We start from the raw sequence: 20,770 nt of genomic DNA, 5'->3' as shown, positions 1-20,770 counted from the left end.
GCCCGGTGCCAGCTGGCACCGGGCCTCCCGTCCGTCCTGTGCGCCCGTCTCAGCGGCGGCGGGTCGCGTCCTCGACGGTGCCCACCAGCTCTTCGAGGATGTCCTCGAGGAACAGCACGCCCGTCGTGCGCCCGTCGGCGTCGAACGCCCGCGCGACGTGGCGCCCCGCGGCACGCATCGTGGCGAGCGCGTCTTCCAGGTCCATCTCCGTGTAGAGCGAGATGAGCTGTCGGATGCGCTTGGGCGGCACCGGGTCGTCGAACTCGTCCGGACGCAGGTCGATGACGTCCTTGACGTGCACGTACCCGGTCGGGTCGCCCTGGTCGTTCAGCAGCACGTACCGCGAGAACCCGCGCTGGGCGACGGCCCGCTCGACGTCACCGGGGGTGGCGACGTCGGGGAGCGTGACCAGCTCGGACATCGGCACGGCGACGTCCTTGACCTTCTTCTCGGTGAACTCGAACGCCATGCGGAGCGTGCCGCCGTCGTCGGACAGCGTGCCCTCGCGGCGGGACTGCTCGACGATGGTCTGCACCTCTTCGACGGTGTAGGCGCTGACGGCCTCGTCCTTGGGCTCGACCTTGAACAGGCGCAGCACACCGTTCGCGACCGAGTTCAGGCCGACGACGACCCAGTGCAGGCCGTGGCCGATGTACCAGAGCGTCGGCACGAGCAGCAGGGCCGCGCGGTCCGGCATCGAGAACGAGATGTTCTTCGGCACCATCTCGCCGAACACCACGTGCAGGAACGACACGAGCAGCAGCGTGAACACGAACGCCACGACGCCGATGACCTCGACACTCCAACCGGTCAGGTGCAGGGGCGCCTCGAGCAGGTGGTGGATCGCCGGCTCGGAGACGTTGAGGATGAGCAGCGAGCACACCGTGATGCCGAGCTGCGTGGTGGCGAGCATGCGGGTGGCGTGCTCCATCGCCCACAGCGTCATCTGTGCGGCACGGGAGCCCTCTTCGGCGCGGGGCTCGATCTGCGAGCGGCGCGCGGAGATGACGGCGAACTCGGCGGCGACGAAGTACGCGTTGCCCGCCAGCAGCACGAAGAGCCAGAAGATGCCCCACCAATCGGAACTCAATTGGTGCCCCCGATCGAGCCAGAAGATCCCGCTGCGCCCATCCCGGAATCGGAACTCATCGGGTGGCCTCCTTCTTCTTCGTGTGTCGGGCGACCGGGATCGTGATGCCGCCCGGCGGGGTGTCGGTCGGGGTCGGGGTCCAGCGGATGCGGTCCACGCGGCGGCCGTCGAGTCGCTCCACGCGGAACACCCCGTCCTCGAGCGGGACCTCGTCGCCGACCACCGGCAGTCGGCCGAGCGTCGACATGATGAACCCGCCGACGGTCTCGTAGGGGCCGTCCTCGGGCACGGTGACCCCGGCGCGGTCCTCGAGCTCGTCGGGGCGCAGCAGTCCGGGGAACGTCAGCCAGTTGCGGGAGCGCACCACGTCGATGCGGGCGCGGTCGTGCTCGTCGGAGACCTCGCCGACGATCTCCTCGATCAGGTCCTCGAGCGTGACGACGCCGGCCGTGCCGCCGTACTCGTCGACGACGATGACCATCTGGTAGCCGCGACCACGGACCTCGGTCAGCAGGGTGTCACCGGGCATGGTCTCGGGGACCCGCTCGGCGTCGGTCATCAGCGCACCGACGGGGACCTCGGGGCGCTTCTCGCGCGGGACGGCGACGGCCTGCTTGACGTGCACGATGCCGACGACGTCGTCCGCGTCCTCCTCGATGACGGGGAACCGGCTGAACCCGGTGCGTCGGGCCAGGGCGATGACGTCCTCGGCGGACTCGGACACGCGGATCGTCGACAGGCGGGGACGCGGGGTCATCACGTCGCTGGCGTCGAGCTCGGAGAACGACAGCGTGCGTTGCAGCAGCGTCGCGGTGTCCTGTTCGAGGGACCCCTCGGACGCCGAGCGGCGCAGCAGCGAGGTCAGTTCCTCGGCGCTCCGCGCGCCGCTGAGTTCTTCCTGCGGTTCGATCCCGATGGCGCGCAACACGGCGTTCGCCGTGCCGTTCAGCACGGCGACCGCGGGCTTGAACACCGTCGTGAACGCGATCTGCAGCGGCACGACCAGGCGCGCGGTCTGCAGCGGGAGCGCGAGCGCGAAGTTCTTCGGCACGAGCTCGCCGAGGATCATCGACAGCAGGGTCGCGATGACGAGCGCCACGATGGAGCCGACCGTCTCGACGACGGGTTCGGACAGGTTCATCGCCAGGAACGGCGCCTCGAGCAGGGTCGCGATCGACGGCTCGAGCAGGTAGCCCGTCAGCAGCGTGGTGAGCGTGATGCCGAGCTGTGCGCTCGACAGGTGCGTCGAGGTGACCTTGAGCGCGGCGATGACCGGCGCCAGGCCGGCCTCGCCGCGGTCACGACGTGCTTCGACGTCGGCGCGGTCGAGGTTCACGAGCGCGAACTCCGACGCGACGAACACGCCGGTGCCGAGCGTCAGCAGGATGCCACCGACGAGCATCAGGACGTCGATGGGGCTCACCGGGTCCACCACCAGTCGGGGTGCAGGCGCAGTGAGTCAGAGCAGCTCACCGAGTGAGCGGCGGATGAGTGAGGCGAAGAAGGATTCGGAGGATCGTCCACAGTGGGTCGATGGTACCGCAGCGCCGCCCCGGAACCCCGGGAATCCGCCCTACTTGGTGACGGATGCTCGATGGTACTGCTGGGGCTCGTAGTCGATCGTGACACCGAGTTCGCGGGCGGCGCGGAGCGGGAAGCCGGGGTCGCGCAGGAACTCCCGGCCGACCATCACGACGTCGGCCTGACCGGTCGCCACGATCTGCTCCGCCTGGAACGCCTCGGAGATCATGCCGACGGCGATCGTGCCGATGCCGGCGTCACGCTTGATCGCGGCAGCGAACGGCACCTGGTAGCCCGGGCCGACGGGGATTGGCGCGCTGCGGACGTTGCCGCCGGTCGAGACGTCGGCCAGGTCGGCACCGTGCTCGTGCGTCCACCGCGCGACCTCCGTCACCTCGTCGAGCGTCAGCCCACCGTCGGTCCAGTCCGTCGCCGAGAACCGGACGACGACGGGGAAGCCCTCGCCGACCTCGGCGCGGACGGCGTCGACCACGTCGAGCAGGGCCTGCGCACGGTGCTCGAGCGAGCCCCCGAAGTCGTCGGTGCGGTGGTTGCTCAGCGGGGACAGGAACTGGTGCAGCAGGTAGCCGTGGGCCGCGTGGATCTCGACCAGGTCGAACCCGGCCTCGACCGCGCGTCGGGCAGCGGCGGCGAAGCCGAGCGCGACCAGCCGGATGTCCTCGGTCGTCAGCTCGCGGGGCTCGGCGTACCCGTCGAACGCGACGGCCGACGGGGCCACGGTGGTCCAGCCGCCGTCCTCGGCCGGGACCGAGCCCTGCGTCGACGACCAGGGGCGGTACGTCGACGCCTTGCGTCCGGCGTGCGCGAGCTGCACACCGGCGGCAGCGCCCTGCGCGTGGATGAAGTCGACGATAGGGCGGAACGCGTCGCGCTGCTCGTCGTTCCACAGGCCCAGGTCCTGCGGGCTGATGCGCCCCTCGGGCACCACACCGGTGGCCTCGACCACGACGGCTCCGGCGCCGCCCTTGGCGAAGCCGCCCAGGTGCACCAGGTGCCACGGCGTCGGGACACCGTCCTGCTGCTCGGCCGAGTACTGGCACATGGGGCTGACCCAGATGCGGTTGCGGACGGTCAGGTCACGGATGGTGATCGGGTCGAACAGGGCGTGCGTCACGCGGTGGCTCCTTCGCGGGGTGCGTCCTCGGCCAGGCGCTCGAGGAAGGTCCTGAGCCCGGCCGGCGAGACGTGGTAGTGGCCGACGGCGCCGATCGCTTCCGCGCCGGCGGCGTTCTCGGCCCTGTTGTCCACGAACACCATCTGCGCCGGCGCGATTCCCAGCCGGTCGCACGTGACGCGGTAGATGGACGGATCGGGCTTCAGCACGTGCTCTTCGGCGCTGACCACGACGGTCTCGAACAGCGACCCCATCGGGGAACGGCGGTACGGATCGCCGAAGTCGAAGCCCGCGTTCGACAGCAGGGCCACCCGGGTGCCCGCGTCGTGCAGTTCCTCGACCAGGTCGAGCACCTCGGGGTCGACCTCGAACCACCCGGTGTAGTCGATCGCCCACAGCCGGTGCACCTGGCTGACGCTCCAGTGGCGCCCGGTGCGCTCGGCGATGGCGCGCCAGTACTGCAGCACGGACAGGTCGCCGCGGTCCAGGTCGTGCCGGAGCTCCTGGTACACCGGGAACAGCTCGTCGGCGGTCAACCCGGTCGCCTGCAGCAGGGCGTCCCGCGCGGCGACGGGGGTGCGGCTGATCACCTCGCCGTAGTCGAACACGACGACACGACCAGGCAGGGACAGGCTCATGCAGTCCACCGTAACGTGGGGACGATGAACGCCTTCGTGTCCTTCGCCGTGTCCGATGCCGCCGCGTGGACGACCGCGCCCGTGGGGGAGTCGACGAAGTACCGGCGCGGGGTCCTCGGCGTCGCGACGGGGTCCGACCGCTACCCGGGCGCGGCCGTCCTGGGCGTGGACGCCGCGGTCCACACCGGCGTCGGCATGGTCCGCTACGTCGGACCCCGTCGCGCGACGGACTCGGTGCTGGCGCGGCGCCCCGAGGTCGTGGCGGGCGTCGGCCGGGTGCAGGCGTGGCTGGTCGGATCGGGGATCTCGGCGGACTCGCTGGACGACCTCGACGACACCACCGCGGACGCGTTCCGGCACGCCTCGGACGACGGGGTGCCGGTCGTCGTGGACGCAGGCGCGATCCCGCTGGTCGACCTCGGCGCGCTCGCCGTGCTGACGCCGCACGCGGGGGAGCTGGCGGGCGTGCTCGGCATCGACCGCGAGCGCATCGAGGCCGACCCCGAGGGCTCGGCACTCCGCGCCGCAGAGCAGACGGGCAGCGTCGTGCTGCTCAAGGGCGAGCGGACCCACGTCGTGACGCCCGACGGCGCGGTCCGCCTGGTGGCGTCCTCGGCGACGCCGTGGCTGGCGGCCGCAGGCGCGGGCGACGTGCTGGGCGGAGTGCTCGGCGCACTCGTCGCCACCCGTGCGGGTCGGGGAACGCTGTCGCCGTCGGACCTGGCGCACCTGGCCGCCGCGGCCGCCGTGGTGCACGGGACGGCGGGCCGTCGGGCGTCCGGCGGCGGTCCCTTCACGATGACGACGCTGATCGAAGCGTTGCCCGGCGTGGTCCGCGACCTGGTGACGACGGGCGACGCCACCGCCTGACGGGCGACGCCACCGCCTGACGGGCGACGCCACCGCCTGACGGGCGACGCAACCGCCTGACGCGCCGTGCCGACCCGCGCGACGACCCCGTCTGACGGGCGACGCCCCGACCTGACCCGGAACGCCGATCCGGCACGCCGATCCGCCCCGCCGATGCGGCTTCGCGGGAACACGCACGTCTCGCGGGAGCCCGCATCGATCCCGCCACCGGGGTGCGGGGTGCTCGTGGGAGTCCGGACGGACGGTTAGACAGGGTCCCGAGGGACGACGCGGGGCTCCCATCACGAGTCCGGTTCCGCCCTCGGGAAGCGAACCCACTCACCATGCAGGATGCAGACCACACCGTCAACGAGGACGGTCACCCGACCCCACGTGCCGACCGGGCGCCGCGACGACGCATGCGCGTCTCGCGGTTCCTGCTCGTCACGGCCGCGGTCGTCGCCGCCGGGGTCACCCTCGGGTCCGTGTCGACCGCCGACGCCCGCCCGGCCATCGGCGACCGGCCCTCGCCTTCCCCGTCCGCCGCCACCCCGACGCCGACCCCGACGCTCGCGCCACCCACGACCGCGCCGTCGTTCGCCGAGGACTTCGACACGAACGCCGCGTCGGGTGGACAGTTCGCGGCGACCTACGCGAACGCCTGGCAGCCCTACCCCGACGCGATGAGCAACAAGTACTACTCGGGCGAGGTCATCAGCGCGCACGACGGCATCATGGACGTCGCGATGGACGGCACCCGCGGCGCGGCCGGTACCTTCGGCACCCAGCAGGGTGCGTGGTCGCACGTCGGCGGGACGTTCAGCGTCCGCGCCCGTGCCACCGGGGGCGACGACAACGGCGCCGCCTTCATGCTCTGGCCGACGTCGAACGTCTGGTCCGAGGGCGAGCTCGACTTCCCCGAGGGCACCTTCCAGGGCACCGTCGGCGCCTTCAGCCACGCGATGACGCCAGGGCAGGAACGGCACCAGAACGGCCTGCACACCACCGCGACCTGGCGCACGTGGCACACCTACACGACCGTCTGGGTGCCGGGGGAGTCCGTCAAGTACTACGTCGACGGCACGCTCGTCTTCGCCGACACCCAGTACGTCCCGACCACCGCGCACCGGTACATGTTCCAGATCGGCAACAAGGGCGAGCCCGGGAACCTGGAGATCGACTGGGTCCGCATCTGGTCGGCCACCGGTGGGTGAGTCGCGGCCCTGGACGCTCCCACGAGACGGACTGGAGGCGCGGTGCCAGCTGGCACCGCGCCTCCAGTCCGTCTCGTGCACCGGGGAAGTTACGCTCGTCCGGTGCAGCAGTCCAGGTGGTTCGCGCCCGTCGGCGCAGCGGTCGCGTTCCTGGCGGTCCACGCCGTGCTGTGGTGGCTCGCCACGACGCTGCCCAACCAGCCGATCGGTGACGTCGAGATCACCTACCGACGGTGGATCGCGACCGGGCTGACCGACCACGTCTGGGTCGGCACCGACACCGCCTGGGTCTACCCGATCCTGGCGATCCTGCCGATGGCCGCCGCGGCGATCGGTGGTGTCGAGCACATCGCCACCGGGTGGCTCGCGCTCATGGTCGTGCTCGACGCGGTCGCCTGCGTGTTCCTCTGGCGGTTCCGCGCGCTCGGCGTCCGGGTCGTGTGGTGGTGGCTGCTCTTCCTGCTCGCGCTGGGGCCGATCGGGCTCGGGCGGATCGACACCGTCGCGACGGCCGTCGCGATGATCGGCGTGTGCTTCGTCGCGACCCGGCCGGCCGTGGCCTCCGCGGTGTTCACCGCCGCCGCGTGGGTCAAGGTGTGGCCCGCGGCGCTCGTCGGCGTACTGCTGGTGCTGCGGCGCGGCCACCGTCGCGGTGTGGTCGTCGGGGCGCTGACCGTCACCGCCGTCGTCGTGCTGGTCGACGTGCTGTTCGGCGGCGCGGCGTACCTGCTGTCGTTCGTCGGCCAGCAGTCCGGCCGTGCGCTGCAGATCGAGTCGCCGCTCGCGACGCCGTTCATGTGGGCCGCCGCCGCGCACGTGCCCGGTGCCGCGGTCTACTACGACACGGGCATCCTGACCTTCGAGGTCTCGGGCGCCGGCACCCACCTGGCCGCGGCGCTCTCGACACCGCTGATGACGGTCGTCGTGCTCGGCGGGGTCCTGTTGGCGGCGTGGGCGGTCGGCCGTGGCGCTCGTCGTGCGGACGTCGCGCCGGTGCTCGCGCTGCTGTTCGTCGCGGCGCTCATCGCGACGAACAAGGTCGGGTCGCCGCAGTACGTCGGGTGGTTCGCGGTGCCGATCGTGTGGGGGCTGGTCGCCGGACGGGGCAGCGCCCGCCGGTTCCTGCCGGTCGCGATCGCCGCGCTGCCGATGGCGCTGCTGACGCAGGTGATCTACCCCGGCTACTACGACCAGGTCCTCACCGTGCAGCCCTGGATCCTGGTCGTGCTGACGCTCCGGAACGTGCTCGAGGTCGCGCTGCTGGTGTGGGCCGTCGTCGCGGTGGTGCGGATGGGGCTGGCAGGGACGCGGGGGCGCGTCGGTGCTGGTGCTGGCACGGCTGCCGCCGCTGGCGCGGCTGGCTCGGACGGCTTGTCTGGCGCGGACGGTCCTGCGCGGACGCGTCCGCCGAGGGGCAGGATGGACGCATGATCGTCGCCTTCTCCGTCGCTCCCTCCGGTGGGCCGTCCGCACAGTCCGACGGGTCCGTGCACGATGCCGTCGCGGCAGCCGTGCGGGTCGTCCGCGACTCCGGGTTGCCGAACCGCACGTCGTCGATGTTCACCGAGATCGAGGGCGAGTGGGACGAGGTCATGGACGTCGTCAAGCGCGCCACCGAGGCCGTGGGGGAGTACGGCACGCGGGTGTCGCTCGTGCTGAAGGCCGACATCCGCCCGGGGTGGACCGGGGAGCTCGACGGCAAGGTGTCGCGTCTCGAAGCCGCGCTCGGGGACGGTTCCTGAGTCCTCGTCCGACACGCCGCCCGGGTTGCCGGTGATGTCGGTGGTCGGGTGTGTCATGGCCGCAGGCAGTCACGACCGGTGGCGCCGACAGGACGAGGAGTCAGCGATGCTGCACGACGAGATGCACGACGGCTGGTGCGACGACTGCGACACGCAGACGGTCGTCGTCGATCGTGACGCCGCGTCGGGCAGCGCCTGGGCGACGTGCACGGAGTGTGGTGCCGGGTGGGTGCACCGTGACGATTCGCCGGAGCACCGCGTCGTCGAGCACGAGCAAGAGCGCCGCGCCGCCTGACGGTCCTGCTGCAGGACGGCCCTTCGGTTCGATGGTGCTTCGGTATGGTCGAATCGATTCGGCTTGCTCTTCCATCGACGCGTTGGAGCGGTCTACACTGACCGGGTACCCCGCCTGACGGGCCCGGTACCGACCCGACCGCCAACCACGTTCGAAGACCAGGCACATGTCCCAGCTCTCGCCGGCGCGTCGCGCGCTCGCCATCACCGCACTCGCCCTGGGCGGGTTCGCCATCGGGTCGACCGAGTTCGTCGCGATGGGGCTGCTGCCGAACATCGCGCAGGCGCTGCTGCCCACGCAGTACGCCGTCGACCCGGACGCCGGGATCGCGCACGCCGGGTGGCTCGTCAGTGCCTACGCGCTGGGCGTCGTCGTCGGTGCCCCGACCATCGCGGCGATGAGCGCGAAGTTCCCCCGCAAGGGCCTCTTGCTCGTCCTGCTCATCGGCTTCGTCCTGGCCACCATCGCCAGCGCGCTGCTGCCCTCGTTCGGCCTGGTGCTCGTGGCACGATTCGTCGCCGGTCTGCCGCACGGCGCCTACTTCGGCATCGCGTCCATCGTCGCCGGCGACATCATGGGGCCGGGCAAGCGCGGCAAGGGCATCGCGATGGTGCTGCTCGGGCTGTCCGTCGCCAACGTCATCGGTGTGCCGGCCATCACCTCGGTGGGGCAGAACGCCGGCTGGCGCGTGGCGTACGGCGTCGTCGCCGTGCTCTTCGTGGCCACGTTCCTGGCCGTCGCCGCGTTCGTGCCGCGCTCCGCCCGCGACCAGTCCGCGTCGATCGGCCGCGAGCTCCGGGCGTTCCGTGTGCCGCAGGTCTGGCTCGTGATGGGGCTCGGGGCCGTCGGCTTCGGTGGGTTCTTCGCCGTGTACTCGTACATCTCGCCGCTGGTCACCACCGTGACCGGACTGCCCGAAGCCGTCGTGCCGCTCGTGCTCGTCGTGGTCGGGCTCGGCATGGTGGTCGGCGGGATCCTCGGCGGACACCTGGCCGACCACAGCGTCAAGCGCACGATCTACATCGGCATGCTGGCGCTGATCGCGTCGCTGCTGTTCATCGTCCTGACGGCGCAGTGGACCGTCGGCGTCTTCGTCGGGGCGTTCCTGCTCGGCGCGACGTCGTCGGCCATCCCGCCCGCCGTCCAGTCGCGGCTGATGGACGTCGCGGGTGATGCGCGCACGATCGCGGCGGCGCTCAACCACTCGGCGTTCAACATCGGCAACTCGCTCGGCGCGGCCCTGGGTGGCGCGGTCATCGCCGCCGGGTTCGGGTTCGTCGCGCCGGGGTGGCTCGGCATCGTCCTGGCGCTGCTCGGCGTCGGCATGACGGCGGTCAGCTACGGTGTCGAGCGTCGGTCGACCCGTCGCGCACGGTTGACCAGCCGGCACCCGTCCACCGGCCCGATCACGGCGCCGGTCCCCACCGCCTGAGCAGCGGACGGCTGCGTCACGCTGTTGTGGCGCCGCGGCGTCGCCGGCGCAGCCATCGCCGCCAGACGCGTTGCAGGTCGCCCCACCGGCCGGCCAGGAAGACGCCGAGTGCGGTGACCCCGACCGCCGTCAGCGCCGGCCCGACCCACCCGAGATCGATCGACTCGCGGTCGTACACGATGGTCGGCAGACCGTCGTCCTCAGCGTCGACGTCGCGCCACCCGGCGCGTACCGGTGCACTCGGGACCTCATCACGCGCGAACCCGCCGTCGTCCAGGCTGACGTCGTGCAGCGTGCGGTTGCCGTCGTCGGCGGTCCAGTTCCCGAACGCCGTGCACGTCTCGCCGTACCGCGCGGGCTCACACGAGACGTGCTTCGCCGTGAAGGTGCCCCAGTGGACCGGTTCCCGAAGGGACGCCCGCTCGGCGACGGTGATGGCGACACACGCGACGGTGACCGCGGCGAGGACCAGGTACGTGGCCATCGCCAGCGCCGTGACGACGGGGTGACGTCGACGGAGAGTGGAAGCGGTGTGTCGTCGTCCGGCCGCGTGTCGCCGTCGGGGTCCGCGGGTGCCGTCCGGCGGGTTCGATGGTGCCACGACTCGATCGTAGGGCCGTGCGACCCGTCACCCCGGCCGCCGAGTGGTCGCGACACCCCGTCCGCGCTGCGCCGAGTGGTCGGAGAACGTCGATCGGCCCCGGTCCGGTCGACGATCCGTGACCGCTCGGCGAAGGCGAGCGGGGAGTCGTGACCAGTAGGGGCCGATCGAGAGGGAGAAACTGCCGAACAGGAGCCGAACAGGAGCCGCGGGGGCTACAGCCCGTGCGGGCTGCCGTCCTCGAAGATGATGCCGTCGGTGATGGCGCGCTTGCGCAGTGCCACCTTCGTGCCCACGTCGAAGCCGGCCACGCGGTACTTCTCGCGGATGCGCTTGAGGTAGCTCTTGGCGGTCTCCTCCGAGATGCCGAGCTGGTACGCGACGCTCTTGACGGGCTCGCCGCCGCCGTACAGTGCCATGACACGACGTTCCTGCGCGCTGAGCTTCGGGACACCACCCACGTCGCCGCTGTTGATCGCCAGGTCGAGTTCGGCGGACACGTACTGCTCGCCGCGCTGCGCCGACCGGATCGCCTCGACGATCATCTCGGCGTCCTCGCTCTTGACCAGGTAGCCGAGCGCTCCGGACCCGAGGGCCTCGCGCACGACGTTCGGCTCGGAGTACGTGCTCATGACGACGGTCTTCACACCGGCGGTCTTGAGCGTCGAGATCTTCAACGAGACCGGGATCGAGTCCTTCAGGTCGAGGTCGAGGAGCACCACGTCGACCGGGAACGCCGGGCTGGTGAGCAGCTCGGGCCAGGTCGTCACGGCGGCGACGAGCGTGATGTCGTCGGCGGCACCGCGGATCCACTCGGTGAGCGCGCCGAGGAGCATCCTGTGGTCGTCGACGAGGGCGAGTCGGATCGGTTGCTCTGGAGTCGCCATGCTGGCGTCCTTTCTCGTGGTCTGCGTGGCCGAGCCTAGGTGGCGGGCGCACTCGGGTGGCGCAGGCTGTCCGGGTGTCCGGCAAGCGCGTCGGGACACGTCACATCGTGGGGTGCCGGCTCACGACGCAGTGGGCGTGGACGTGGACCGCGCCGTCCCGCATCGTGTCGGTGTACGGGCCGACCCGGGCGAGACCGCTCCAGGTCGCCGGTCCGAGTCGCCGACGGGGGATCCCGCGGGACTCGATGACGATCGGCACGTCCATCGTGTCGTCGGTGACCGGGTGACCGTCGCTGCCGACGGGCCCGAGCGTCACCGACACCATCGGGACCCCGGGCTGCAGTCCGCGTCCGTCGCCGACCATCTGCCACAGCGCCTGCAGCAGTCCGTCACGCTGGGCCGGCGTCAGGTGACCGGCGAGCGATCCGGGGTCGGCGACACTGACCGCACGTCCCAGGTGGTCGGACTCGGTGATCGCGTGGTAGAGCCAGGTCTCACGGCGGCCCTCGATCAGGTGCAGGCGGAGTTCGGTGGCCAGTGAGGCGGCGACCGACGAGGACGCGTCGGACAGGGGCAGCGGGTCCGTCCCGTTGGCAACGGCGTCCAGGAGCTTCTCGGCGGCCAGGTCGAGGCGCGCGAGCTCGTCCGACGCCAGCATCCCGACGGCGAACTGCGGTGCCGTGACGTTCGACTGCACGAGCACCCGGTCGAGTTCGCGTTGCACCAGCTGCCGGAAGCGGTGCGTGACGAAGATGGCCACCGACGGCGGCACGACGACCAGGGCGAGCATCGAGAACAGCCCCGGGATCGTGTCGGCCGTGATCGGCGTGGACGCGATCGACATCGCCACGAACGCCAGCCCGAGCACCGTGATCGCGGTCGCGACCTCGCGCGCCGGACGGAGGGTCGCGACGGGCAGCAGGGCGAACCCGGCCGCGACCGACGCGGTCGCGGTGTGGGCCAGGTCGTGCTCGGGCCACACGCCGATGAAGTCGAGCGTCACGACGCACGCGAGCACGACGCAGATCAGCACGAACGCGACACCGGTCAGGCGTTCGCCGTAGGTCATGACGCTCAGCGCGACACCGACCGACGCGATGGCGAAGAGGATCCAGGCCGCCGCCGGCAGCCACGGCATCGAGTAGTCGTTCCACCGGGTCAGGAAGAGTGCGATGCCGGCCACGGCCTCGACCGCGGTCAGGACAGCGGCACCCAGGCCGAGGTGCCCCGCACCGAGTGACGCCCCCGGCTTCGCGGCCTGCCGCAGCGAGCGTGCGCCGGTGGAGGTGGAGGGGAGGCCGCGCGCCTGCCGACGTTCCGTGCCCCGGTACCGCTCACGGGCCTCCCGTCGGGTCCGCGGAGCGGGCTGCTGCGGCTCGCCCGGGAGTCCGCGGTTGATGGTGTCCTCTGGCAGTCGGCTCATCGTGGTGCCTCCAGGACGACCGTGGTGCCGGAGCCCGGCGCGGAGAACAGCCGCGCGTCACCGCCGACCTCGCGCAGACGGTTCACGACGCTCTCCTTGAAGCCGAGGCGCTCTTCGTCGATGGCGCCGATCTCGAACCCGACACCGGAGTCGGTGACCATCGCACGGACCATGTCGTTGTCGTGGACGATCGTGACGTGCGCCTCGGCGACACCCGCGTGCCGGCGGACGTTCTCGAGGCACTCGGCCAGCGCGAGCAGGAACGCATCGAGCACGTGCGACGGCAGCAGGACCTGCCCGGTGCCGTGCCAGCTGACCTCGAGGCCCATCCGGCCGAACCGCTGCTTGACCGACTCGAGGGTCTGCCCGAGCGGAGACTCCTCGGCGCGGGTCAGGGAGTAGTCGCCGGACTGTTGCGGCTGCGGGGTCGCACCGAGGCGCAGGTGCCGGAGCAGGCGGGCGTCCTCGGCTGCCTGCTCGCGCATGGCCTGCTCGGAGACACCACGGCCGGAGTGCGCCAGCAGGGTGAGCGTGGCGAGGACCGTGTCGTGCAGCAGCCGGGCGCCCTGTCGGCGCTGGGCCTCGGTCTCGCTGGCCTGACGTTCGGCGCGGTGGGCGGTGCCGATGCTGTAGATGCGGCGGGCGACCCGGGGGATGCTGAGCGAGATCCAGTACGCGACGACCGCCGTCAGGATCCAGCCGAGCGCGGTGCCGCCGACCGTGGTGTTGAGGACCGACCCGGTCGCGTGCACCATGATCGCCAGGGACGCCGCACCGCCGAGGACCGACAGTCCGAGTCCGGCCAGGTGCCCGCGCTGCGCCATCAACAGCGAGGACAGCCCACCGGCAGCCAGCGGGACCAGGCCGCTCGCGACGACGAGCCGGTCCTCGCCGGTGGTCGCGGTGGTCAGGACGAGCAGTGCGGACAGGCCCGACACCTGCGCCAGGGCGGTCCACCAGACGGCGCCGTTCCAGCCGAAGACCACGAGCGCGCCGATCATCACGACGATGCAGGCGACGCCGATCGCCAGGGGACCGGCCGGCACCGCGAACGAGCAGAGGACGCTGACCAGGCTGATCAGCGTGCAGACGATGCCGACGACACGGGTCGTCGACCGGAGGAGCCGGTCACGTTCCTGTGCGATGAGTTCCATCGGTGTCCTGAGAGAGGTGTCGTCGGTCGTCGTGGGACGCGTGTCGTCGTCGACACGCGGTGGTGCGGGTGCTGCTCTGTCCGGTGCCCGTCCGTTCGGGTTCGCGAGCGGTTGGGAAACGCGAGCCTCGGTCGTGACCGACACTCGGCCATCATTCCACGGGGGACACCCGATGGGGGTCGTTCGGCGCGCCAGGTCGTTGGGTTTGGCAACGAAGTCGTTACCGCGGGCGCGATGGAGTCGTCACCGGACGCGCTCAGTCGAGCAGTCGGCGCAGGTGTTCCCCGACTGCCTGGTGCTCGATGAGGAACCCGTCGTGCCCGAACTCGCTCGCGATGACCGCCGCACGGTCACCGTCGATCGCTCCCGGCACCCCGGCCGCGATCCGGTGCTGGTCCTCGACCGGGAACAGCCGGTCGCTCGAGATCCCGACGACGAGGGTGCGCGCCGAGATCCGTCCGAGCGCGGCCGCCACCCCGCCGCGCCCCGCCCCGAGGTCGTGCGAGTCCATCGCGTGGGTCAGCGTGACGTACGTCGAGGCGTCGAACCGGCGGGTGAACTTGTTGCCGTGGAAGTCGAGGTAGCTCTCCACCGAGAACCGGCCGTCGTCGCCGAGCGGTGACACGTCGGACTGCCACGACCGGTCGAACCGCCCGTTCAGCTCGTCCGAGGCGCGGTACGTCATCATCGCCATCCGCCGGGCGAGTGACAGCCCGCGGGAGGGACCCTCGCCGGCGTCGGCCTCGAAGTAGTCGCCACCGGCGAACCCCGGGTCCATCTGGATCGCGGCCCGCTGCAGCGAGTTCGCGGCGATCTGGTCCGCGGTGGTCTGTGCGGTGCTCGCGAGCACCGCCAGCCGCTCGACCCGCTCGGGGTGCACCGTCGCGAACTCGAGCGCGTGCATGCCGCCCATCGACCCGCCGACGACGGCCGCGAACCGCTCGATCCCCAGCGCGTCGGCGAGCTGGACCTGTGCCTGCACCTGGTCGCGCACGGTCACGAACGGGAAGCGCGAGCCCCACTCCACCCCGTCGGGCGCCACCGACGAGGGCCCGGTCGAACCCTGGCAGCCGCCGAGCATGTTCGGCGCGACGACGAACCAGCGGTCGGTGTCGATCGCTCGGCCCGGCCCGACGACGTCGCCCCACCACCCGGCGGTCCGGTGGCCGGGGCCGGCGTCGCCCGTCACGTGCGAGTCGCCGGTCAGTGCGTGGAACACCAGGATCGCGTTGTCGCGGTCGGGTGCGAGCTCGCCCCAGGCCTCGTAGGCGATCCGCACGCTCGGCAGGCGGCCGCCGCGGACCCACTGCTCGCCGATCGACACGAACTGCCGCGATCCGGGGTGGTCGCCCGGACGCCAGGCTCCGGTGACGGGCGGCTTGCCGAGGGTGCCGAGCGCGGTGCCCGGGACCAGGGTGGACGGCACGGAGTCCTCGGGAGTCGTCTGCCAGTCCATGGTGCGTCCATTGTCGTGGACGGGCGGCCCGGGCGCCGCCGTGTTACGTCCGCCGGGGCGCGTGGTCGGGTTGCGCCCGGTGCGACACCGTGGACGTCGTCCGACATCGGATCTGTCGCACGAGCGGAGGTGTGCCACGGAGACGACGATGCCGCTGTCGTGCGACAGCGGCATCGTCGTTCCGCCGGCAGCGCGAGCGCGGCGCCAGCGAGGGAGCTACGCGCGCAGCCCCGCCTGCGACACCGCACGCGCCGCTGCGAGCCCGGCCTCGAGGTCCGCCTTCAGGTCGTCGACGTTCTCGAGCCCCACGGACAGGCGCACCAGACCCGGCGTGACCCCGGTGGTCAGCTGCTGCTCGGGCGTGAGCTGCGAGTGCGTGGTCGACGCCGGGTGGATGACGAGCGACCGCACGTCGCCGATGTTCGCCAGGTGCGAGAACAGCGTCAGGTTGTCCACGAGCGCACGACCGGCGTCCACGCCGCCCTTGAGCTCGAACGACAGCACCGCGCCGACGCCCTTCGGTGCGTACCGGCTGGCGGCGCCGTACCAGGGCGAGGTCGGCAGGCCGGCGTACGCCACCGTGGCGACGTCCGGGTGCGCGTCGAGCCACTCCGCGATCTCCTGCGCGTTCTGCACGTGCCGTTCGATGCGCAGCGACAGGGTCTCGATGCCCTGCAGCAGCGCGAATGCCGTGTCGGGGGAGTTGGACGCGCCCAGGTCGCGCAGCAGCTGCACCCGCGCCTTGATGATGTAGGCCAGCGCGTTGCCCACCGCCTGGGCGAACACCGCACCGTGGTACGAGGGGTCTGGCGTGTTGAACTCGGGGAACTTCTCGGGGTGCTCGGACCACGGGAACGTGCCGCCGTCGACGATGATCCCGCCGATGACCGTGCCGTGCCCGCCGAGGAACTTCGTCGCGGAGTGCACCACGATGTCGGCGCCGTGCTCGAACGGACGGATCAGGTACGGCGTCGCGATGGTGTTGTCGACGATGAGCGGCACGCCGGCCTCGTGCGCGATGCCCGCGACCGTCGTGATGTCGAGCACGTTGATCTTCGGGTTGCCGATCGTCTCGGCGAAGAACAGCTTGGTGTTCGGGCGGACGGCGCGGCGCCACTCCTCGGGGTCGTCCTGGTCCTCGACGAAGGTGGTCTCGATGCCCAGGCGCGCCAGCGTGTACTTGAACAGGTTGTACGTGCCGCCGTAGATCGACGACGAGGACACGATGTGGTCGCCCGCCTGTGCGATGTTCAGCACCGCGTACGTCTCCGCTGCCTGGCCGCTCGCGACGAGCAGCGCGCCCGAACCGCCCTCGAGCGCGGCGATGCGCTGTTCGAGGACGTCGTTCGTCGGGTTCATGATGCGCGAGTAGATGTTGCCCGGCTTCGCCAGCGCGAACAGGTCACGCGCGTGGTCGGAGTCCTGGAAGACGTACGAGGTCGTCTTGTAGATCGGCGTCGCACGGGCCCCGGTGGTCGGGTCCGGCTGCGCGCCGGCGTGGATCTGCGTGGTCTCGAAGCGCCACTGGGCGGCGTCGTTGTCGGTCATGTCGGGCTCCTGTCCGTCTGCTGGCGTCCCGGCCGGGAGGCTCGGATCACGTGCGCGTCGCGGCTCACGCTACGGAGGTGGCCGGGCGGGCACCAGCGCTGCCGACTCGTGACGTAACGCGCGCTGCGGGCGCGAGCCGGGCCTCCCGTCCGCCGCGCGCACGGTGCGCGTCTGTCGTGTGGTGCGCGCCTGGCCGGCTGGTGCGTGGTTGTTGCCGTGCACGGGGCGGGCAATCTCGCACGTACCGTCAACCTCGCACGGTGCGCTCGTCCGTCGGCGGTGACCACGGGGGATCGGTCGCGGCCTGCCGCGACGTCGCGCGCTGCCGACTGAGCGCAGCGAAGACGACCGCCTGCGCGGAGATGTCACTGCCGGAACAGCCAGCCGACCTTCGGCTCGAGCAACCACCGCATGGCGCGGCGCACGAACGGCTGCGCCAGGAACAGGCTCACCGCGCACGCGATCGCCACCATCAGCAGCACGAACGGCCATGCCGAGTGCGGACCGGCCAGCACGCCGGACTCACGGATCGGGTAGAGCACGAAGGTGTGGAGCAGGTAGACGTACATCGTCGCGGCACCGAACTGGGTGATCCACACGTTCCGCCGCGGCACGAGCACCAGGAACGACGCCGTCAGCAGGGTCGCCAGCAGCATCAGCCCGAAGCGGACGGCCCCGGCCCACCAGGCGTCCTCGCCCAGGCCCGAGTACGAGTCGTCGTAGAAGAACCAGTGGTGCAGGTCGAACTCCTTGAACTGCGGGATCCACACCACGCACGAGACCGCCCACGCCAGGAACACCAGTCCCGCCGCGAGACGCACCCGGACCACCGTGCGGCGACCGGCCTCGTACCAGCGGTCGAACACGCCCCACTGCTTGACCTGCCACCCGAGCAGGAAGAACGGCAGCAGGCTGATCGCCCGCGACAACGAGAGCGTCGAGTCGACGTTGTCGAAGTACCCGACGCCGATGCTGAACACGACCGCCCAGAACAGCGGCCACCGCAGCTGCGCCAGGTACGGCAGGATCAGCCGGAAGATCCCGAGCGCCAGCAGGAACCACAGTGTCCACGTCGGCTGGGTCGGGTTGAACGTCTTGCCACCCTCGACGATCCCCTGCACCACGGTCCAGATCGTCTGCATGATGATGTACGGCACGACGATGTCGGTGATCGTCCGCCGCATCCGCTTGGCCGTCGGGGTGTCCGCCGACGAGAAGTACCCGCTGATCACACCGAACGCCGGCATGTGGAACGCGTAGATGAACGTGTACAGCGCCAGCGCGTGCTCGCTCGCGGTCGTCTGGCGCTGGATGGCGTGCCCGATCACCACGAGCGTGACCGCCAGGAACCGCGCGGTGTCCCACATCGGGATCCGCACGCGGGCGCGGCCCGGCTCCAGGCTGGTCGCCGGGGCCGAGGGAGCCGGGGGAGCTGCGTCGGTCGTCATCGACGGTCACGGTACCGGGAACCGAGCCGCCCGGTGTCGGTACGGTGGCCACGTCACCACGCCGACCCGACCGGTCGGCCACCGCCGGACAGCTGGAGGAACCACATGGGACGTCGCGTCGTCGTCACCGGAGCGAGCTCGGGCATCGGAGCAGCGACCGTCTGCCGCTTCCGCGCGCAGGGCTGGGACGTGCTGGCGGTCGCCCGCCGCGCCGACCGGCTGGCGGCGCTCGCCGCCGAGACAGGCGCCGAGACGATGGTGGTCGACGTCACCTCGGCCGACGACGTCGCCGCGCTCGCCGCCCATGTGGCAGCGACCGGGGGTGTCCACGCGCTGGTGAACAACGCCGGGGGTGCGCTCGGGTCGGCCACGGTCGAGGAGTCCGACGTCGAGGACTGGCGCACGATGTTCGAGGTGAACGTCATCGGCACGAAGCGGGTCGTCGCCGCGCTGTTGCCGCACCTGCGGGACGGCGCCCGGGCCGAGGGCAGCGCAGACATCGTCACCGTGACCAGCACCGCGGGCTTCGTGTCGTACGAGAACGGGGGCGGGTACAACGCCGCGAAGGCCGCGGAGCACGCCCTGGTCGGAGCGCTGCGCCTGGAGCTGAACGGCGAGCCGATCCGCGTGGTCGAGATCGCGCCCGGGCTGGTGAAGACGGACGAGTTCGCACTCGTGCGCTTCGGCGGCGACGCGGCCAAGGCGGCTGCGGTCTACGACGGGGTCGAGGACCCGTTGAGCGCCGACGACGTGGCCGAGGCGATCGTGCACAGCGTCGAACTGCCCCCGCACGTCAACCTCGACCTGATCACCATCCGTCCGGTGGCCCAGTCGGCACAGCACAAGCTCGCCCGCGGCCCCCTGGCACCGAAGGCGTAGCCGCACCCGCCCGCACCCGCTCGCCCGCACCCGCCCGAACGCGCCCGCCCGCACCCGCCCCCACGCGCCCGGGCGGCAAGTGCAGGTCGCGGCGGTGGCACCCCTGCCGGTACCGTGGTCGGATGCCGATCAGCAGCGAACCCGCCGAGTCCCCGTCGCCAGCTGTGGTCACCGTGACGAGCGGCCCCGAGGTGCTCGGCTGGCTGGAGTTCGGTGACGCGGCCCGCCTGCTCGCCAAGGACGTGCTGTCCGCCGGCTTCGAGCCCGAGGTCGTCGTGGCCGTCGCCCGCGGTGGCCTGATCATCGCCGGTGCCGTCGCCTACGCGCTCGGCACCAAGGAGTGCGGCTCGATCAACGTCGAGTTCTACACCGACGTCGAACAGCGGCTCGAGGAACCCGTCGTGCTCGCCCCCGCGCTCGACGCCCCCAGCCTGGCCGGCAAGCGCGTCCTGGTCGTCGACGACGTCTCCGACTCCGGACGCACCCTGGCGCTCGTCGTCGACATCATCACCCGCGCGGGTGCCGACGTGCGCACCGCGTGCCTGTACTCGAAGCCCGGCACCGTGCTCGAGCCCGACCACGTCTGGCGTCGGGTCGACGGCTGGATCACGTTCCCCTGGAGCGCCCTCGCACCGGTGACGGCCGAGTCGTGAGCATCCACCTGGTCGGCGGCGGACCCTTCGCCGCGTCCGACGCCGCCACGCCCTTCCTCGCCGAGGCGACCGCCCGTGCAGCCACGGTCGGCCGCAGCGCGCCCCGCATCGGACTGCTGTCGGTCAGCAGCGCCGACGGGACCACCCCGTCGTCGACGCCCGACATCGCCTCGGTGCTGTCGGACACGGCCGACGTGCTGGTGACCGAGGTCGCGCCCGGCCAGCCCTTCACGACGAGCGTGCTCAGCGACGTCGACGCACTCGTCATCGGGGGCGGCCGCACGCCCGACTACCTCGACGCGATCGCCCCGCTCGTCGACCAGATCCGGCTGCTCGTCGCCGACGGTCTGCCGTACCTGGGCTACTCGGCCGGCGCGATGATCGCCGCCGACCGTGCCCTGGTGGGCGGATGGCGTGTCGGCGGCGTCGAGGTCTGCCCCGAGGGTGCCTCCGAGGGGCTCGACGAGGTGGAGCTCCGCGAGGGACTCGGCTTGGTCGACCTGACCATCGACGTGCACGCGGTGCAGGCCGGCACGCTCGCGCGGCTCGTGGCCAGCGCCGAGGCCGAGTTCGTCACGGCAGGGCTGGCCATCGACGAGGACACCGTGCTCGTCGTCGGCGAGGGCGCGCTCGAGGTCCGCGGCGCCGGCAGCGTCTGGCGGGTGGTGTCCGGGGACGAGTCGGTCACCGTCGCAACCATGGGCGCCTAGCTGTACCCGGCCATGACGTTGGTGACACTTCGGGTCTTGTGACGTGACGAGGCCTCCTGGCTTGATGGAGCTGTCTAGTTCTGCCATCACCAGGA

At 71.5% G+C, this 20,770-nt stretch carries 20 protein-coding genes; 9 read left to right on the top strand and 11 right to left on the bottom strand.

Annotated features, from left to right (window positions below; genetic code table 11):
* Positions 1–49: 49 nt before the first annotated feature.
* The 4 genes from ACLBWP_RS18375 to ACLBWP_RS18360 all read right to left on the bottom strand — a co-directional run bounded on the left by ACLBWP_RS18375 (position 50) and on the right by ACLBWP_RS18360 (position 4,384).
* Positions 50–1,090: a hemolysin family protein gene (locus tag ACLBWP_RS18375; RefSeq protein ID WP_243560767.1), complete on the bottom strand. Its 1,041-nt coding sequence runs from the start codon at positions 1,088–1,090 to the stop codon at positions 50–52.
* Positions 1,091–1,145: 55 nt separating this feature from the next.
* Positions 1,146–2,492 carry a hemolysin family protein gene (locus tag ACLBWP_RS18370; protein ID WP_447656263.1) on the bottom strand — a complete coding sequence of 449 codons (1,347 nt, stop codon included), beginning with the start codon at positions 2,490–2,492 and terminating at the stop codon, positions 1,146–1,148.
* 171 nt (positions 2,493–2,663) lie between these two features.
* The gene (locus ACLBWP_RS18365) at positions 2,664–3,746 is read right to left on the bottom strand and encodes an NADH:flavin oxidoreductase/NADH oxidase (RefSeq protein ID WP_447656260.1); all 1,083 of its coding nucleotides are present in this window, start codon (positions 3,744–3,746) and stop codon (positions 2,664–2,666) included.
* The gene (locus tag ACLBWP_RS18360; RefSeq protein ID WP_447656259.1) at positions 3,743–4,384 is read right to left on the bottom strand and encodes an HAD family hydrolase; all 642 of its coding nucleotides are present in this window, start codon (positions 4,382–4,384) and stop codon (positions 3,743–3,745) included. Before ACLBWP_RS18360 ends, ACLBWP_RS18365 begins: the two co-directional genes overlap by 4 nt.
* Positions 4,385–4,408: 24 nt before the next feature.
* Here ACLBWP_RS18360 and ACLBWP_RS18355 point away from each other — a divergent pair, with 24 nt between their 5' ends.
* The 6 genes from ACLBWP_RS18355 to ACLBWP_RS18330 all read left to right on the top strand — a co-directional run bounded on the left by ACLBWP_RS18355 (position 4,409) and on the right by ACLBWP_RS18330 (position 9,916).
* Positions 4,409–5,254 carry an ADP-dependent NAD(P)H-hydrate dehydratase gene (locus ACLBWP_RS18355; RefSeq protein ID WP_447656258.1) on the top strand — a complete coding sequence of 282 codons (846 nt, stop codon included), beginning with the start codon at positions 4,409–4,411 and terminating at the stop codon, positions 5,252–5,254.
* A 323-nt stretch (positions 5,255–5,577) separates the two neighbouring features.
* A complete protein-coding gene (locus tag ACLBWP_RS18350) occupies positions 5,578–6,447 on the top strand; it encodes a glycoside hydrolase family 16 protein (RefSeq protein WP_447656257.1) in 870 nt (289 codons plus the stop codon).
* 102 nt (positions 6,448–6,549) lie between these two features.
* A complete protein-coding gene (locus tag ACLBWP_RS18345; RefSeq protein WP_447656256.1) occupies positions 6,550–7,878 on the top strand; it encodes a glycosyltransferase 87 family protein in 1,329 nt (442 codons plus the stop codon).
* The gene (locus ACLBWP_RS18340; protein WP_243561913.1) at positions 7,875–8,189 is read left to right on the top strand and encodes a thiamine-binding protein; all 315 of its coding nucleotides are present in this window, start codon (positions 7,875–7,877) and stop codon (positions 8,187–8,189) included. The genes ACLBWP_RS18345 and ACLBWP_RS18340 overlap by 4 nt, the downstream gene beginning before the upstream one ends.
* A gap of 106 nt (positions 8,190–8,295) precedes the next feature.
* Positions 8,296–8,484 carry a hypothetical protein gene (locus tag ACLBWP_RS18335; RefSeq protein WP_243561914.1) on the top strand — a complete coding sequence of 63 codons (189 nt, stop codon included), beginning with the start codon at positions 8,296–8,298 and terminating at the stop codon, positions 8,482–8,484.
* 166 nt (positions 8,485–8,650) lie between these two features.
* Positions 8,651–9,916 (top strand): MFS transporter, encoded by a 1,266-nt coding sequence (locus ACLBWP_RS18330; RefSeq protein ID WP_447656255.1) that lies wholly within the window; start codon positions 8,651–8,653, stop codon positions 9,914–9,916.
* 16 nt (positions 9,917–9,932) lie between these two features.
* Here the strand turns inward: ACLBWP_RS18330 and ACLBWP_RS18325 are convergent, their stop codons facing one another.
* From ACLBWP_RS18325 to ACLBWP_RS18295, 7 genes are all read right to left on the bottom strand, one after another.
* Complete coding sequence (locus tag ACLBWP_RS18325; RefSeq protein WP_447656254.1) at positions 9,933–10,517, bottom strand: hypothetical protein; 585 nt, start codon at positions 10,515–10,517, stop codon at positions 9,933–9,935.
* 215 nt (positions 10,518–10,732) lie between these two features.
* Positions 10,733–11,404 carry a response regulator gene (locus tag ACLBWP_RS18320; protein WP_243561917.1) on the bottom strand — a complete coding sequence of 224 codons (672 nt, stop codon included), beginning with the start codon at positions 11,402–11,404 and terminating at the stop codon, positions 10,733–10,735.
* A 100-nt stretch (positions 11,405–11,504) separates the two neighbouring features.
* Positions 11,505–12,827 carry a hypothetical protein gene (locus ACLBWP_RS18315; RefSeq protein WP_447656253.1) on the bottom strand — a complete coding sequence of 441 codons (1,323 nt, stop codon included), beginning with the start codon at positions 12,825–12,827 and terminating at the stop codon, positions 11,505–11,507.
* A complete protein-coding gene (locus ACLBWP_RS18310) occupies positions 12,824–13,981 on the bottom strand; it encodes a sensor histidine kinase (protein WP_243561919.1) in 1,158 nt (385 codons plus the stop codon). Before ACLBWP_RS18310 ends, ACLBWP_RS18315 begins: the two co-directional genes overlap by 4 nt.
* A gap of 256 nt (positions 13,982–14,237) precedes the next feature.
* Positions 14,238–15,437 (bottom strand): homoserine O-acetyltransferase MetX, encoded by a 1,200-nt coding sequence (metX, locus tag ACLBWP_RS18305; protein WP_447656252.1) that lies wholly within the window; start codon positions 15,435–15,437, stop codon positions 14,238–14,240.
* 216 nt (positions 15,438–15,653) lie between these two features.
* Positions 15,654–16,985, bottom strand: coding sequence for a bifunctional o-acetylhomoserine/o-acetylserine sulfhydrylase (locus ACLBWP_RS18300; RefSeq protein WP_447656251.1), 1,332 nt, complete (start codon positions 16,983–16,985; stop codon positions 15,654–15,656).
* 365 nt (positions 16,986–17,350) lie between these two features.
* A complete protein-coding gene (locus tag ACLBWP_RS18295) occupies positions 17,351–18,433 on the bottom strand; it encodes an acyltransferase family protein (protein ID WP_243561922.1) in 1,083 nt (360 codons plus the stop codon).
* 105 nt (positions 18,434–18,538) lie between these two features.
* Here ACLBWP_RS18295 and ACLBWP_RS18290 point away from each other — a divergent pair, with 105 nt between their 5' ends.
* The 3 genes from ACLBWP_RS18290 (at position 18,539) to ACLBWP_RS18280 (ending at position 20,675) form a co-directional block, all read left to right on the top strand.
* A complete protein-coding gene (locus ACLBWP_RS18290; protein ID WP_447656250.1) occupies positions 18,539–19,312 on the top strand; it encodes an SDR family oxidoreductase in 774 nt (257 codons plus the stop codon).
* A 122-nt stretch (positions 19,313–19,434) separates the two neighbouring features.
* Complete coding sequence (locus ACLBWP_RS18285; protein WP_243561924.1) at positions 19,435–19,965, top strand: phosphoribosyltransferase; 531 nt, start codon at positions 19,435–19,437, stop codon at positions 19,963–19,965.
* Positions 19,962–20,675, top strand: coding sequence for a Type 1 glutamine amidotransferase-like domain-containing protein (locus ACLBWP_RS18280; RefSeq protein ID WP_447656249.1), 714 nt, complete (start codon positions 19,962–19,964; stop codon positions 20,673–20,675). Before ACLBWP_RS18285 ends, ACLBWP_RS18280 begins: the two co-directional genes overlap by 4 nt.
* Positions 20,676–20,770: the final 95 nt, after the last annotated feature.

Source organism: Microbacterium sp. M1A1_1b (assembly GCF_053345565.1).
Note: the sequence above shows the minus strand (reverse complement) of the source record. Positions and strands in the feature narration are given on the sequence as shown.

Excerpts from the sequence above, each read along its gene's own strand:
- ACLBWP_RS18295 (WP_243561922.1), bottom strand. The coding sequence starts at position 18,433 with ATGACGACCGACGCAGCTCCCCCGGCTCCCTCGGCCCCGGCGACCAGC.
- ACLBWP_RS18360 (WP_447656259.1), bottom strand. The coding sequence starts at position 4,384 with ATGAGCCTGTCCCTGCCTGGTCGTGTCGTCGTGTTCGACTACGGCGAG.
- ACLBWP_RS18370 (WP_447656263.1), bottom strand. The coding sequence starts at position 2,492 with ATGCTCGTCGGTGGCATCCTGCTGACGCTCGGCACCGGCGTGTTCGTC.
- ACLBWP_RS18355 (WP_447656258.1), top strand. The coding sequence starts at position 4,409 with ATGAACGCCTTCGTGTCCTTCGCCGTGTCCGATGCCGCCGCGTGGACG.
- ACLBWP_RS18320 (WP_243561917.1), bottom strand. The coding sequence starts at position 11,404 with ATGGCGACTCCAGAGCAACCGATCCGACTCGCCCTCGTCGACGACCAC.
- ACLBWP_RS18335 (WP_243561914.1), top strand. The coding sequence starts at position 8,296 with ATGCTGCACGACGAGATGCACGACGGCTGGTGCGACGACTGCGACACG.
- ACLBWP_RS18290 (WP_447656250.1), top strand. The coding sequence starts at position 18,539 with ATGGGACGTCGCGTCGTCGTCACCGGAGCGAGCTCGGGCATCGGAGCA.
- ACLBWP_RS18315 (WP_447656253.1), bottom strand. The coding sequence starts at position 12,827 with ATGAGCCGACTGCCAGAGGACACCATCAACCGCGGACTCCCGGGCGAG.
- ACLBWP_RS18300 (WP_447656251.1), bottom strand. The coding sequence starts at position 16,985 with ATGACCGACAACGACGCCGCCCAGTGGCGCTTCGAGACCACGCAGATC.
- ACLBWP_RS18330 (WP_447656255.1), top strand. The coding sequence starts at position 8,651 with ATGTCCCAGCTCTCGCCGGCGCGTCGCGCGCTCGCCATCACCGCACTC.
- ACLBWP_RS18340 (WP_243561913.1), top strand. The coding sequence starts at position 7,875 with ATGATCGTCGCCTTCTCCGTCGCTCCCTCCGGTGGGCCGTCCGCACAG.
- ACLBWP_RS18285 (WP_243561924.1), top strand. The coding sequence starts at position 19,435 with ATGCCGATCAGCAGCGAACCCGCCGAGTCCCCGTCGCCAGCTGTGGTC.
- metX (WP_447656252.1), bottom strand. The coding sequence starts at position 15,437 with ATGGACTGGCAGACGACTCCCGAGGACTCCGTGCCGTCCACCCTGGTC.
- ACLBWP_RS18310 (WP_243561919.1), bottom strand. The coding sequence starts at position 13,981 with ATGGAACTCATCGCACAGGAACGTGACCGGCTCCTCCGGTCGACGACC.
- ACLBWP_RS18350 (WP_447656257.1), top strand. The coding sequence starts at position 5,578 with ATGCAGGATGCAGACCACACCGTCAACGAGGACGGTCACCCGACCCCA.